At 46.6% G+C, this 14,730-nt stretch carries 14 protein-coding genes and 1 tRNA gene; 11 read left to right on the top strand and 4 right to left on the bottom strand.

Features of this window, described 5'->3' with window-relative positions:
* Position 1: 1 nt before the first annotated feature.
* On the top strand, positions 2-1,579 hold the full coding sequence (locus tag DET62_RS13710) for a response regulator (protein ID WP_110014346.1): 1,578 nt from the start codon (positions 2-4) through the stop codon (positions 1,577-1,579).
* 2 nt (positions 1,580-1,581) lie between these two features.
* A complete protein-coding gene (gene pdxH / locus DET62_RS13705) occupies positions 1,582-2,220 on the top strand; it encodes a pyridoxamine 5'-phosphate oxidase (protein WP_110014347.1) in 639 nt (212 codons plus the stop codon).
* On the opposite strand, the gene DET62_RS13700 is transcribed toward pdxH, so the two are convergent.
* Positions 2,201-3,271 (bottom strand): Ldh family oxidoreductase, encoded by a 1,071-nt coding sequence (locus DET62_RS13700; protein WP_110014348.1) that lies wholly within the window; start codon positions 3,269-3,271, stop codon positions 2,201-2,203. The genes pdxH and DET62_RS13700 overlap by 20 nt on opposite strands.
* A gap of 71 nt (positions 3,272-3,342) precedes the next feature.
* Between DET62_RS13700 and DET62_RS13695 the strand changes: the two genes are divergently transcribed.
* The 5 genes from DET62_RS13695 to DET62_RS13675 all read left to right on the top strand — a co-directional run bounded on the left by DET62_RS13695 (position 3,343) and on the right by DET62_RS13675 (position 8,820).
* The gene (locus DET62_RS13695; protein ID WP_110014349.1) at positions 3,343-4,377 is read left to right on the top strand and encodes an ATP-dependent 6-phosphofructokinase; all 1,035 of its coding nucleotides are present in this window, start codon (positions 3,343-3,345) and stop codon (positions 4,375-4,377) included.
* Positions 4,378-4,395: 18 nt separating this feature from the next.
* Positions 4,396-5,322 (top strand): agmatinase, encoded by a 927-nt coding sequence (gene speB / locus DET62_RS13690; protein ID WP_110014350.1) that lies wholly within the window; start codon positions 4,396-4,398, stop codon positions 5,320-5,322.
* Between the two features lies 1 nt (position 5,323).
* Positions 5,324-7,234: a biosynthetic arginine decarboxylase gene (gene speA / locus DET62_RS13685; protein ID WP_110014351.1), complete on the top strand. Its 1,911-nt coding sequence runs from the start codon at positions 5,324-5,326 to the stop codon at positions 7,232-7,234.
* 103 nt (positions 7,235-7,337) lie between these two features.
* A tRNA-Phe gene (locus DET62_RS13680) sits at positions 7,338-7,413 on the top strand.
* A gap of 165 nt (positions 7,414-7,578) precedes the next feature.
* The gene (locus DET62_RS13675; RefSeq protein ID WP_166635837.1) at positions 7,579-8,820 is read left to right on the top strand and encodes an integrase domain-containing protein; all 1,242 of its coding nucleotides are present in this window, start codon (positions 7,579-7,581) and stop codon (positions 8,818-8,820) included.
* A 27-nt stretch (positions 8,821-8,847) separates the two neighbouring features.
* Here DET62_RS13675 and DET62_RS13670 read toward each other — a convergent pair whose 3' ends face one another.
* Positions 8,848-10,329, bottom strand: a complete 1,482-nt coding sequence (locus DET62_RS13670) for a hypothetical protein (RefSeq protein WP_110014353.1) — start codon at positions 10,327-10,329, stop codon at positions 8,848-8,850.
* 309 nt (positions 10,330-10,638) lie between these two features.
* Here DET62_RS13670 and DET62_RS13660 point away from each other — a divergent pair, with 309 nt between their 5' ends.
* Complete coding sequence (locus tag DET62_RS13660) at positions 10,639-12,129, top strand: YfjI family protein (RefSeq protein ID WP_110014355.1); 1,491 nt, start codon at positions 10,639-10,641, stop codon at positions 12,127-12,129.
* A 247-nt stretch (positions 12,130-12,376) separates the two neighbouring features.
* Here the strand turns inward: DET62_RS13660 and DET62_RS13655 are convergent, their stop codons facing one another.
* Positions 12,377-12,556 (bottom strand): hypothetical protein, encoded by a 180-nt coding sequence (locus DET62_RS13655; protein ID WP_133566303.1) that lies wholly within the window; start codon positions 12,554-12,556, stop codon positions 12,377-12,379.
* A 57-nt stretch (positions 12,557-12,613) separates the two neighbouring features.
* Between DET62_RS13655 and DET62_RS13650 the strand changes: the two genes are divergently transcribed.
* Positions 12,614-13,285: an inovirus-type Gp2 protein gene (locus tag DET62_RS13650; RefSeq protein WP_166635839.1), complete on the top strand. Its 672-nt coding sequence runs from the start codon at positions 12,614-12,616 to the stop codon at positions 13,283-13,285.
* Between the two features lie 88 nt (positions 13,286-13,373).
* Here the strand turns inward: DET62_RS13650 and radC are convergent, their stop codons facing one another.
* Positions 13,374-13,847, bottom strand: coding sequence for a DNA repair protein RadC (gene radC, locus DET62_RS13645; protein WP_053953340.1), 474 nt, complete (start codon positions 13,845-13,847; stop codon positions 13,374-13,376).
* Between the two features lie 107 nt (positions 13,848-13,954).
* Here radC and DET62_RS13640 point away from each other — a divergent pair, with 107 nt between their 5' ends.
* Positions 13,955-14,233 (top strand): transposase, encoded by a 279-nt coding sequence (locus DET62_RS13640; RefSeq protein WP_110014357.1) that lies wholly within the window; start codon positions 13,955-13,957, stop codon positions 14,231-14,233.
* Positions 14,234-14,298: 65 nt separating this feature from the next.
* Positions 14,299-14,676, top strand: a complete 378-nt coding sequence (locus DET62_RS13635) for an IS3 family transposase (protein WP_166635840.1) — start codon at positions 14,299-14,301, stop codon at positions 14,674-14,676.
* The last annotated feature ends 54 nt before the right edge of the window (positions 14,677-14,730 follow it).

Raw genomic sequence — 14,730 nt, 5'->3', positions numbered from 1 at the left:
TATGAACGATGACTTTCTGTTTTCTGATGACGAGCCTGATATAGCGGAAGAAGAAGTATCGGAACCGTATAATATCCTCATTGTCGATGACGACGAAGAGATACACACCATTACCAAAATGGCGTTAGGTGAATTTAAACTCGACGGTCGTCCGCTGAAGTTTCACTCGGTTTATTCCGGCAAAGATGCTATCGCGTTTTTACAGGACAACACCAATATCGCCATGATGCTGCTGGACGTAGTAATGGAAACCGATCATGCCGGGCTCGATGTTGCCCAATGGGTGCGCGAAACCCGGAAAAACCGGCTGATACGCATCGTTCTGCGAACCGGCCAGCCAGGGCAGGCTCCCGAAGAAGATGTCATTGCCCGTTATGATATTGATGACTATAAGGAAAAAACCGAGCTGACGTACCGTAAGCTGGTTACTTTGATGTATTCCTGCTTGCGGGCTTATCGCGACTTAAACGCCATTGAGCGCAACAAACGCGGATTGGAAAAAGTCATTAATGCGTCGGCAGAAGTGTTTTCTGCCCGCTCGATGCAAGCCTTATGTCAGGGCATACTGGAGCAGCTCGTCGCGTTAATTACCCTGTCTGATGACGCCATGTATTGCCGCATTGATGCGCTGACCGCCAGCTCAGACACTGACGACCCATTTGAAATTATTGGCGGCACTGGCGAATATGAAAGGGCTGTAGGGCAACCCGTACACGGCGAAATTGACTGGGGTATTGTCCGCCCTATGCAGCAAAGCCCGCAGAATGTTGATTTTCGTATTGTTGACGGTAATTACTACGGTCTGTACAAAACCAGCAGTTCACGCCAGTACTTACTCTTTATTCGTGGTGTCCGTGACTTATCTGAGCTGGATCAAAATCTGCTGGGGCTTTTTGTGAATAATAGCTCCATTGCTATAGATAACCTGCAAGCCACAGAAAATGAGCGGGAAGCACAACGGGAACTGCTTTATAGTGTCGGCGAAGCCATTGAAAAACATTCTATTGATGAAATTAGCCACCATGTTAAACGTTCCGCAGAAATGGCTGGCCAGCTGGCGATATTCTCAGGCGCAACTCATGAACAGGCCGAAGCGTTAAAACAGGCCGCATCCGTTTATGATATCGGTAAGGTCTCTGTGCAAATGGAGTTAGCTCAACGGGCCGACGTATTGAGTATCCACGAATACGAAGAAATCATGCAAAAGGTGATTCAGGGTCATGACTATTTGCGTCAAACCAATTCCGAAGTGGCAAAAATCGCGGCTCTTATTGCCCAGGATATTCATGAACGCTGGAATGGCTCTGGCTTTCCCAGCCAGAAATCCGGCAAAGCAATAGACTTAAATGCCCGTATTTTAAGCATTACCAGCCACTTTGATGCGCTGCGGACCCAGCGTAATTATCGTGATGCAAAAGAATCTAAAGATGCGGCGGACTATCTGTTACAGCACAGCGGTAAGTTCTTTGATCCTGAGTTGGTCGGGCTTATGCTGGATAATCTGGATGCCATGGAAAAAATACGTCAGCGCTTTCTGGATAAAAAGCAGGGTACACACCTCGAATCCGTTAAGGAGTGAGCATGGATTTACAAGCAATGCGCCGGGAATATGGTTTAGGCAGTCTGCACCGGGAGCAGCTGGAAACCGACCCGGTTAAACAATTTGAAAAATGGATGCAACAGGCAATCGACAGCAATCTGCTGAGTGACCCTACCGCCATGACTCTGGCAACGGTGGATAATGACAATATGCCCAGCCAGCGTATTGTGTTACTCAAAGGCTATGACCATTCTGGTTTTCGTTTTTACACCAATAAGAACAGTCATAAAGGCCGGGACATCAACAACAACCCTCAAGTTGCGCTGCACTTTGCCTGGCTGCCGTTAGAGCGACAAATTAGTATTATTGGCAGCGCGGTGCCGCTTGATGATGAAGAAAACGACCGTTACTTTCACTCGCGCCCGAAAGAAAGTCAGGTTGCGGCACTTGCTTCACAACAAAGCCGACCGGTAGAAAGCCGCGACGTACTGGAAAGTCATTATCAGTCGTTGCTTAAAGACTATGAAAACACCGACGTCCCGCGACCTCAAAGCTGGGGCGGTTACTGTGTTCATCCAAAGCAGTTTGAATTCTGGCAAGGCGGTCAGCACCGTTTGCACGACCGCTACCAGTACAGCAAAGACCGGGAAAACTGGCGTATTACCCGTTTACAGCCTTAGGTAACTCAACGCCGCAAAACTCGGCGCAACGCTGCAATACTTTCAGGGTGGCTGGAGTGTAGCAAACCCCATGCTGCAGCTGTTCCTGTTTGCGCTGCTGCGAAGCTTCCCCGGGAATACGCACAGGCTGTTCAGGGTCGGCCGCCGCACATTTCCGGCTGTCGTCGAGTAAATCATCAACCTGCTTCAGAAACGTCTGTTTGTCTCCGAAGGCTTCCGGGTCTATGACTTGTACCCAAACCGAATTAGCGTCGCCATCGTCCATGCCCTGCCTGCGTCCATACTGACTTAACGCCATAGACCAAATTTCGCTGAACAAGGTAAGTCCATAACCTTTGTAACCCAGTTGCTCACCGCCCAGAGGGGCTATAGCACTGCCCGGTGAAGCAAAAAAAGTGAGCGGGTCATCGGTCCATTCGCCATCAGGTTTAATTAAAGCTTTGTAAGGCAACTTAGTGCCATTTGCCTTAGCCTGACGTACCTTTCCCGCTGCCGTCATAGAAAAACTGATATCCAGTAATAAAGGATTCTTTGAACTGGGCACTCCCACCGCAAAAGGATTAGGTGAAAACACCGCTTCTTTACCGCCAAAAGGTGCTACCGCCCGTTGCCCCGGCGTTGAACACATCAGACTTACCACTAAGTCTTGTTCTGTGGCAATGGTTAAATAGGCTGCTAACGACGCCACATGCTGGCTGCGCCGCACCACAACCGTACCGGTGCCGGCTTGTTTTGCCATTTTGCAGGCGGCATCAATAGCCTGCGGTACCACGTAAGGTCCAGGCAAAAACTGCGCGTCCCAGTTTGCTACCGCAGCCCGTTCGCTCAGCACCTGCGGCTGCCCTTTTGCCAGGCTCTTACCGTCACGCAGCCACTGGCAATTATTAAGCAGCCGGATCAAACCATGAGTGCTAAAGCCCAGTAAATCGCCTTCCAACAAATAGTATCCTACATTGCGCGCAACCTCGCCCGAAGCCCCTGCTTCGGTTAAACAGGCACGCGCCCATTCCGCTAATTCTGAATAATCAAAACGTACAACATCAGTGCTCATGAAATTTCCTCTTGGTCACGGCCTGCAGGTCGTTTAAGCTACGCATACGACATTATCAAGGAGTAGAGATTGTGTCATCTGTTAACACAATAAACCGCATTGCCATTATAACCAGTGGTGGCGATGCCCCCGGCATGAACGCAGCGATCCGCGCTGTCGTTTTAGCCGCCGAAAACTATGGCATTGAGGTCATGGGCTTTCGCCATGGCTATGAAGGTTTGCTAAACAACGACTTCGTAAAACTTGACCGTGAAGACGTTGAACACATTTTACAATATTCCGGCACCATTATTAAAAGTGCCCGTAGTGAGCGTTTTAAAACCGAAGAAGGCGGTCGCGAAGCCGCAACGAATTTAGACGCTCACCAAATTGATGCCTTTATTGTCATTGGCGGCGATGGCTCATTTCGCGGCGCTGAGCATTTAGCGAACTTCTGGAAAGGCCCCATTGTCGGCATTCCGGGAACCATTGATAATGATCTCTTTGGCACCGATCACACTATTGGCTATGACACGGCAGTAGAAACCGCCATGGACGCGCTGGATAAAATTCGGGATACCGCCGAGGCCATGGATCGCGTGTTTATTGTTGAGGTTATGGGGCGCAATGCCGGTTACATCGGTATTAGCAGTGCAATGGCCTGCGGTGCTGAACGGATGATTCTACCTGAGCTACAAAAAGATAAACCCTTAACGGTTGAAGCTCTGGTTAAACACATAGAGTCAGTACAACGCGTTCGCGGCGACTCCAGCTATGTGATGGTATTGTGCGAGAACCAATGGCCCGGCGGAGCAGTTCGACTTGCAGAACAACTGGAAGATCGTCTTAACTTACCCTGTCGTCCGTGTTTGCTCGGTCACGTTCAACGTGGTGGCCGCCCTACTGCCATGGACAGAATTTTAGGCACACGGCTGGGGGTGCATGCGGTCGAACTGGTACGCCAGAACAAAACCGCTGTTATGGCCGGTGTTAGTGCGAATGAACTGAGTGAAACGCCATTGGCAGACACCTGGACAAAACGCAAAAAGCTCAGCGAAGAGTTAATCAATATTCAACAAAGTCTGTTTAATCCGATCAAAAAAGATCGTAATAAATCGACACAGTAAGAGAGGTCAGTAACGATAATGTCCCTAACGCAACTAACGGTGCCACTACCCGTACCATTAAACGACCCTAGCCGTCCTTTTTTCGGTTCACAGTACAGCACCGATATACACCCGGGACACACCCATATTCTAGGGTTTGGTTTTGATGGCACAGCTTGTTTTCGCAAAGGCGCCCGAGAAGGGCCTGACGGTTTACGTGCCGTTTCTGAAGACATTGAGTCATACTCGCCGTACCTTGACGCCGACTTAGAAGACCAGACCTTCTACGACTTAGGCAACCTGCGGTTGGGTTTTGATGACGACGAAGAGAAGCAGTGGCATCATGCGGTTCACGACTTTAATGCTATTTTTGACTCGCTTGATTTGGCGCAGGAAAAAATCAAACTGCTGACCTTAGGTGGCGAGCACTCTATTTCGTACGCCCCTATCGTTAAATACTTAAAACAATACCCCGATATGGTTTTGCTGCATCTGGATGCTCATGCTGATTTACGCGATGGTTTCCTCGGTTACCACTATTCACATGCTTCCATCATTCGTCGCTCCGTTGACCACTTTGGTCCCGGTCATGAATTGATTCAATACGGTATTCGCTCAGGCACGCGAGACGAATACCAATGGATGAAAGAACACAAAACCATCCGCAGCTCGCGCAAAGACTTCCTCGACAGCGTGGAAGCCATTGCCAAAGACCGCCCGGTATACCTGACACTGGATCTCGATTATTTTGATCCTTCTTTTTTACCGGGCACAGGAACCCCTGAGCCAGGCGGCGAGGATTTCCATTCCTTTGTCAGCTTGATGAAACTCTTGCGCCAAAAGAACCTGGTCGGTGCCGACGTAGTTGAGTTGTCTCCACAAATAGACCCAACCGGCAATTCCGACGTATTCGCGGCCAAAATTGTGCGTGAATTATTACTCGTATTACAACAGTCGGGAGCCTGAGATGTCAGACTGGAATATTGATCAAGCAGAAGAGCTGTATGGCGTTAATCGCTGGGGCGCAGGGTATTTTTCTATTGGTGAAAACGGCAACATTCAAATTCGGCCGAACCACCGTTTGCCCGACGTAACCATTGATATGAAAGAAGTGGTGGATGAGATTATTTCGGAGGGCATTCAATTCCCGGCCGTTATTCGCTTTCACGACATTCTGCGCTCGCAGGTTGAAATTATTAACGAAACCTTTGGTAAACAGATAGAAGAAGCCAACTATCAGGGGCAGTATTGTGGCGTATTCCCCATTAAAGTGAACCAGATGCGGGAAGTGGTTGAAGAGATCATGGACGCTGGCGAGCCCTACAACTACGGCCTGGAAGCCGGCTCTAAGCCGGAACTAATGGCGGTAATGGCCTACAACGACAACCCTGAAGCTCTGACCATTCTTAATGGCTACAAAGACAAAGATTATCTGACTCTGGCACTGCTTGGGCGGCAACTAAAACGCAAGATGATCATTGTTATTGAAAAATTCAGCGAGTTGGAAATGCTGATTCCGCTGGCCAAGCAAATGGGTGTTGAACCCATGATAGGCCTGCGCTCAAAAATGATGGTGAAAAGCTCAGGAAAATGGGCAGGCTCCAGCGGCGACCGCGCAAAATTCGGCTTAAGCATTGCCGAGATTCTGAACGTAATTGAACGCCTGCGCGAAGAAGACATGCTGCACTGTGCCAAGCTGCTGCATTTTCACATTGGCAGCCAACTGTCTGACATTCGCAAGATTAAAGAAGCGGTCAATGAAGGCGCTCGCCTGTACGCTAAATTAGTACAGGAAGGCGTACCATTAGAGTATCTCGACATTGGTGGCGGCTTAGGCATTGATTACGACGGTACCAGCACCACTAACGACTCTTCACGTAACTATTCAACGGAAGAGTACGTTGCTGACGTTGTCTGGGGCGTTAAGCAAATTTGTGACCTGGAAAAAGTCCCCCACCCTAACTTAGTCAGCGAAAGTGGCCGTGCCATGACCGCTCACCATAGCTGTGTGGTGACTAACATTGTGGGTGAAATGAAGCCCGGCGGCACGCAATTCGATATCAGCGCCAGCGGCGACGAACACATTTTAGTGAAAAACATGCGCGAACTGCATAGCTCAGGGGAACACTTCCATCCGCAGGAGCGCTACAACGACGCCGCCGGTTATAAACAAAATGCTTATGAAGCTTTTAAACTGGGTATTTTGTCGCTGAATGAAATGGCCAAACTGGATACCATGTACTGGCAGATACTGTCGGACATTCATCATTCGCTGGATAAAGATACCTATGTGATACAGGAACTGGAAGAGCTGGAAGACATGCTCGCCAGCCAGTATCTATGTAATTTCTCGGTGTTTCAGTCAGCAGCCGATACCTGGGCCATTGGTCAGGTATTACCCATTGTGCCTATTTCCCGCTTAAACGAACAACCCGAAATACGCTGTTCAGTTGTCGATATAACCTGCGATAGCGACGGCAAGCTAAGTAAGTACATTGAAGGTACCGACATTAGCGACCATATTCCCATGCATAACCTGCGCAAAGGCGAAGATTATCATGTAGGGTTGTTTCTAACGGGTGCATACCAGGACGTTATGGGCGATATGCACAACCTGTTTGGCCGCTTAACCGAAGTGCATGTGTATTGTCACGACGACGAACCCGGCGATTTCTATATTGAAGAAGTGGTACCGGGCACATCGGCCGAAAAAGTGCTGCAAACCATGCAGTATAATACCGAATACATGGCCAAAACGGTGAAAAAACAAATTGACCGTCAGGTACGTAAAGGCTCACTGGCGCCACGCGAAGGGGTTCGCTGGACAAACTTTTACGAACATTGTTTAGCCGGAAGCACCTACTTACGTGTTGAATAATCCACCAAAACAACCGCTTAATGTGCAATTACTGAGCAAACAGTAGAAAAGCGACAAAAAGCGGTTGACTCGAAACTGAAAAAAACGTTTAATACGCCTCGTTGCCCGGATAGCTCAGTCGGTAGAGCAGAGGATTGAAAATCCTCGTGTCGGTGGTTCGATTCCGCCTCCGGGCACCACTCCCCCCTCCTAAGTGGTCCTCATTTGTACTTTAATCCCTTATTAATCAATAGCTTTAGCTGGATTAAGGTCTTTTGAAGTCCTTTTTAGTTTCTTACTATCCACAACTTTTTGTACACTGTTATGTAACACGGAACGAAATGTACTTAAGGTGTGTTACAAAAATGCCTAAAATCCCCCAGCCGCTTACTCCTAAGAAAATCGATGCGGCAGAAAAAAAAGATAAAGAATATAACCTAGCTGATGGCCAAGGTCTGTTCTTGCGAGTCAAACCTTCTGGCAAAAAAGTTTGGATCTTTAATTATTCAGAGCCTTTTACTCAGCGTCGAAAAAATCTAACGTTAGGTAACTACCCAGATCTTTCATTAAAATTGGCGAGAGAAAAGCGCCAGCAGAATCGGGAATTACTAGCCAAAGATATTGATCCCATAGCTCACCGTGACCAACAAATTGAAAAAAAACGGGCTGCCGCCAGCAATACATTTAAAGCAGTTGCTGAACGTTGGATAGAAGTGCACCGAACAAAGGTTAAACCCGACACTGCCAACAAAATCTGGCGCTCACTCGAAAATGATGTATTCCCGAGAGTTGGCTCAATTCCTATCGAGCAGTTAACCGCCCCCAAAGCCATAGAAGTCATTCAGGCCCTCACCAAAAGAAACAGCTTTGAAATGGCGCGTAAAGTCGCCCGGCGGATGAATAACGTCATGTCGTTTGCAGTCAATGTTGGTATCGTCCAACATAATCCACTGACAGGCATTAATCAGATGATACCCTCATCTAGGGTTAAGAATATGCCAACACTGACCCCTGATGAGTTACCGGAGCTCATGCGGGCTTTAAACTTTGCCAACATCAAATACGTGACTCGGTGCTTGATTGAATGGCAACTGCATACCATGGTCCGCCCAGGTGAAGCCGTGCAGGCCCGTTGGCAAGAAATCGACTTTGACAATGCAATATGGGCCATTCCTTCCGAGAGAATGAAAATGGGACGGCCTCATGAAGTACCTTTAACCAAGCAGTCATTGGCGCTACTCGAGTTTATGCAGCCACTGAGTGGCCACAGAGAGTTCATATTTCCTTCCGATAGGGCTCCCCTTAAGCATGCCAACAAAGAAACCGCTAACATGGCTCTCAAACGCATGGGTTTCGAGGGACGTCTTGTTGCCCATGGCCTCAGAGCCCTAGCCAGTACTACACTTAATGAACAGGGCTTTGATAAAGACGTGATTGAAGTTGCGCTGGCGCATATCGACAAAGACAAAATTCGTGGAGCATACAACCGCGCTACCTACATGAAGCAGCGCAGAGAAATGATGGAATGGTGGTCTGAGCATATTGAGAAAGCTGCTTACGGAAACCGAAGTATGAGTCAAGCTAACAGTTCTCCTTCTAATAATTAGAGGGAGATACAATTAGTACGATTAAACTCATTTTCTTTTAACTTTTTCTTGCTCACGTGAGTTCAACCTTTCCTCGCGCAAAAAGTAGTCCCCATGCCTTATGCAAAACTCCGTCAATTTATAGTCGTCATCCATATCTTTCTTTATATCGAGCCGTGCGGAAAAACCATCCCCCATCAACTGAACTCGATACGCTTTTTCTCCTTGGTAGTTTCTCTTGTTCTCGTCGTTTAGCTGCTTGATTTCCTGATCACTGAGCCTCGCTGCTGCATCATGCTTCTTCGTTTTCTTCGCTGGCTCGGTGGGCTTTCGATATTTGGTATTAAAATGAGTGTAGTAAGAAGAGAGCTTTTTTGGGTGCTTGCAGCGAAGTTCTTCTATTTTTTCTAGAATAAGTGAGTGAAGCTTTTTGTGGTTCCCGTCTATATTTTTTGAATCCCACAAAGCTAACGCGATGGCTCTTCTAGTATTATTAGAATCTACTTTTGCCCAACTTTTTGTCAGCTTCTCGGCTTTTTTGGCTCCTTCTAATAACCTTCTAGCGCGTGACTTGGATTTCTTCTCAGACTTTTCATCAGACAGACACCCAGGGTACCAAATGCGGTTTGAGTCCCGGGAAGCACTCAACCAGAGGATCTGCTCTTCTAACCTTCCCATTACGTAACTCGGCGTACACTTATTGCTATTTACGTAAACCGCGACATCATAGTCACTCTTCGTCCCAACAGACTTAACCCCCCTGCCACTCGAAGGTAAGTTCTGAAAGTATTCCTTCACTTTTTTTCTCAAATGATCTATTACATCCCCTTTATGATAATAGACCGCTATATCACAGTCGTTGGGGCACTCATACCGATTTTGAGATGTCGATATTTTCACTCCCCCCATGCTTTCATTAAACTTTGGATAAGTGTAAAGACACGGTGCAGTTTTCCCGAATACCTTTTCTGGCGTTTTTGTCACAAATGCCTCCCAGCTTGCGCTTGCGTCGGTCTTCCCCAAAAGCGGCACAATTAGAAAACCATACTCCACGGTCCAATCGTGAAGGAATTCAATTTTTTCTATATCAAACTGATTATTAATCTTTTCTAGCGGATTTCCGTGCTTAAGCACGAGAGACTCGTACTTTGGATCACAAAAACCATCGTTCTCGACCTGCTTGTGGAAGGAGTAAACCAGACAATTTGTAAACTCGAAAAAAGCTGTTAAATACTTTTGACTATTTCTATTCGCCCCCTTCCACTGTTTGGATAATCCTTCAAAAAGGCATGGTAGATAAATTAGTAGTTCATCCACGTCCTCAGCGAGATCTTCGTTCCTTAAAACCTCTGCCCTAAAGTGTCTGTGAGAATACTGATACCTCCACCAGTTCAAATAAAACCGTTTGGTTTCAAATTCCTTCCACTCTTTCGTATTCTCATCGAAGTTAAACGCTTCATCCTTTTCATTTGTCTCTATGTGAAATGCGACCTCTTGATCATGCAAAGTCTTCCTTAAATCATTTTCCATAAATCTCCCAAAAGTACGTTATGTAATATTTTCCTTGCATACGTTGTAATTCTCTCTGTTTTCAATCAAGCCCATTTATGGAGGCCTATATGACAGCGAACGTTACAAATATTCCAGGGAAAGTTTTAAGACTACAGGAGGTGCTTAATTTATTGTCAATTTCGAAATCGTACCACTTTGCGAAGTTGGATAAAAACTCGAAAAGCTACGATCCCACTTACCCTAAGCCGATTAGCCTAGGAGAGCGGTCGGTTCGTTACATCGAGCAAGAAGTCATTGACTGGATCAACGCACGTAAGGAGAAAAGAAATGTTAACTAAAGGTGTACCAAACTTATCAAAACCAAACAGAGATCTTAGTAATGGGTTATTCCATAGTCCAATTACACAAGGTGTAGTGAACTCGCTGACCTCTACTGTACAAGCTCCAAGCGAGCTAATTTTACAGGCGGTATTAGGCGCTATTTCCACAGCAGCACAAGGGCAGGTTGATGTTGAGAGAATATATGGAGGCTCAGGACCAACGTCGCTATTTTTATGCGTCATCGCTGAATCTGGAGAGAGAAAAACAGGTGTAGCGACTAAAGTGTTCAAACCCATTATTGACTTTGAAAGAAAAGAGGCAAAGAAATACGCAGAAAAGCAGGAAGTTTATGAACTTGAACTAGAGATTTTTAATGACAAAAAGAAGCTGATAAAGAAAAAACTTAGTCAAGCTATGAAGACGGGCAAAAAGGAGGCAATAGAAAGCGCAGAAGCAGAACTCTTGGCTTTACAACGTAAAAAACCTAAAGAACCAATCAAATCACAATTTATTTTCGAAGACGGTACGCCTGAATCAGTTCAGTCTGACATGAGTAAAGGCAATGGTAACGCAGCGATGGTCTCTAACGAAGGAGGTACAGTTTTTGGCGGCCCGATAGCCAGAGATCTCGCTTTTTTAAACAGCCAATGGTCAGGAGAGTCGTTTACTGTTAACCGTAAAACATCAGAGAGCTTTATTCTCGACAATACGAGACTAACACTCTCTATTTTAATACAGCCAAGCGCGATTGAGACGTTTCTTCATAAGAAGGGAGTCGAAGCAGTAGGTATTGGTTTCTTGGGGCGATTCCTTTTTTGCAACCCACTAACGACTCAAGGAACGCGATTTTTAGACCCATTTAGGGTCGAATCTAAGGAGGGTTACGAACGTTACGTTGAGAGAATGGAAGAAATACTGGCTGAGAATTTCACGACCAACCAAACTCGGCATGTTATCGAGTTTTCTGACGAAGCAAAAGCCTATGCTCAAGACCTTTACAACGAAATTGAGCTTGGCTTGCAAGTCAACGGACGTTTTCAATATGCAAAAGATCACGGTAATAAGCTGCTTGAAAACATCAGCCGCATTGCCGCATTGCTATCCTATTTTGAGCATGGGAAAGACGAAAAAATAAGCTTAGGGATTCTCCAAGATGCGGAAAGGATTGCGTTTCACTTTTCCGACACTTATCTGAGGTGTTTCCAGACTTATCCTAATTACTTGAAAGATGCATTTGCTCTTCAAGAATATTGCCAAACCAAGCGAGAAAATGGTGAACGGTACATATCAAAAGCGGCAATTAGACGCAGTGGCCCAAGCCGTCTCAGAAATCTAAGAGCGCTCACGCAGGCTGTGGAGTTACTACAAGTATGGGGAGAGCTGAGAGTATGTAATGACCCAACTACTGGATTAGTATATCTCGATTTACAGCCTACCTTTGCTCACGACCCGCATATGTGGAACCGATTCTACAACAAGTATAAAGGCAGTCTTTGACCGTCGAAAGCTTGAATAGCTATGGAGGAAAAATAAACGACATCATAAAACTGAGTACTTTTCAGCGCTGAAACTCTTAAAAAGCCGATACGGTTGATACGGATATCAGGTGTATCAGGGTTTTCGACCATTTCGATTTGAAATCGGTTCGATAATGGCACTCGCTACGAGGAATTGATCAGCCTCGTAGCATTGCCCAACCGGCAATTTTTTTGCCAATCAAATACTAACTTCCGAACAACGGAGATTAGTCAAAATCGTCGAGAACGCTGTCACTTGAGATCCAAAAGTGCAGCGAATGCCGACAGGTGTTTTCTCGGTAATAGTAATACTTATAACTACCACTGTGTACATCATTCATTGGTACGTCTAGTAACCAATGCTTAGCCAGTGATAGGTAAGCCCCCAAGCTTACCGTCTGACTCATGGTTAACTATTACAGGATCAGATCAGTTATGAGTATTCAATGATCATGGAGCTAATTATGAACAGACCAACACGCAACCCAATGAACCATAACCAAACACTGTATTACGACACTTCGTACAAAGGCTTTCCGCTATGGTCTCAACACGCGCCATATATTAAGGAAGATTTAAGTGGTCTGCATGACACGATGGAAAGAGCGCTGAATGAGCATTCACGGACGTTAGCGGTTCGCTTTGATTTGAAAGTGCCTGTAGCCGGTATGCCTTTGCATCTTGAGCCGCCAATGGAGCATTTCATCAGAGCTGTTAACCGGAGAATTAAGGCTAAGTATGACAGAGAAAGGTTACTTAAAGGCTCTGCGCATCATTGCACTGTCCGATATGCCCGTAAAGCTGAGCAAAACATACAATCACCATACGAGCATTACCATGTTGTTCTTTTCGTCAACAACGATGTCTTCAGGCAGGTAGGCAACTTGGGACCTGGTGATAACTCAGAGCTGGGGAAAATCATTAGAGATGCCTGGTATAGCACGGGAGGCGTTAACGCTGGCCCTACTGAGTATTTAATTCATGGGTCAACGCCGTCATACCGTCGCTTAAAAGGCCCGTTTAATTCATTCAGTCAGGAAACTCGAGAGGCTTTTAGGCATTACAGCTACTTATGCAAGGAGAGTACAACGCTTTATCAACGTGGTCGCCCTGCGTTCACCACAAGTCGTAAATAAGGCAAAAAATAAAGCGCCAACATAAGGCACCAAGCAACGCAGAAGAGGCCCAGGGAAAACCTCTTCTACGCGCCTAGCGGCATTACAACTACAACAATCCCCTTTCAGCAAACGAAACCGTGTCTTGGCCTACTACAATGTGGTCAAGCACGGGGACGTCTATGTGATTGAGCGCGTCCTTGATACGCGTCGTCACACGCTTGTCAGCTTCCGATGGCTCAGTCACCCCCGATGGATGGTTGTGCGCCAGGATGATGGCTGCAGCGTTTTGCTGAAGCACTTCCTTCATCACTTCGCGGGGATACACCGGGGCGGCGTTAATCGTCCCAAAGAACAACTCCTTATACTCAATCAGCCGGTGCTGTGAATCCATCAGCAGTATTGCGAACACCTCACGTTTTTGATGCGCCAGCTTGTACCTAAGAAAGTCTTTTGCGGCCGATGGGCTGGTAAAGCCCTCCCCCTTCAAAAACTTCGTCTCCAAGATCTCAGACGCTTTATTCAACACATCAACCTCAGTCATCGGCCCATTCGTTACATACTCAGCGTTTTGCTCGTGCATTTTGTGTCTCCATGTTTTCGATTCTTCAATGCACATGCGTGATTGGACTTCCCAGACTTTGCTAGACACTTTTAACAGTTACAATGTAACTAAAACTAGAGGTGTTTATGAGCAAAGGCAAACGGTATACCGAAGAGTTTAAAATTGAAGCCGTCAAGCAGGTCACCGAGCGCGGTCACTCTGTTTATGACGTCGCTGATCGTCTGGGCATTTCCGTCAAGTCACTTTACGACTGGCGTGCTAAATACGGCCAGGATAATAAAACCAATAAATCCTCCGATGAACAACTGCGCATAGCAAAGCTTGAAGCCGAGCTAAAACGCGTTAAGGAGGAACGGGATATATTAAAAAAGGCCGCAAAGTACTTTGCAGGCGAGTCCGAGTAAAGTACGCCTTTATCCGTGATCATCAAAATCAGTTCTCTGTTTCGGCCATGTGCCGGGTGTTGAAATTGAACCGCAGTGGTTTCTATGCCTGGCTAAAGAAACCTTTAAGCGATCGAGCCATAGAAGACGCGAGACTTTTAAAACGCATCAAAGCGTTCTTCATTGCCAGTGGCGGCACTTACGGCAGCCCCTGGATCCACAAAGACTTACGTGAAGCAGGTGAAAAATGCAGTGTGCATCGTGTTGCTAAGATCATGCGACTCAATAAGCTAAGAGCTCAAATTGGTTATAAACGCCGGCATATAAAAGGCGGCAAGCCTGGCCGGGTTGCAGACAATGTCTTAGAGCGGCAGTTTAACCCGAAAGCGCCGAATACTTCGTGGGTAAGCGACATTACCTACGGTGTGCCCGGAACTCAGGGCGAACATGGACGTTCAAAGTGAGTCACGAACTGATTTAAAATCTGCTAATACTCTGGCGGGAGCCCGAAGTGTTAG

It is taken from the genome of Idiomarina sp. H2, assembly GCF_004364275.1.
In the GTDB taxonomy this organism is placed as follows: Bacteria; Pseudomonadota; Gammaproteobacteria; order Enterobacterales; family Alteromonadaceae; genus Idiomarina; species Idiomarina loihiensis.
Note: the sequence above shows the minus strand (reverse complement) of the source record. Positions and strands in the feature narration are given on the sequence as shown.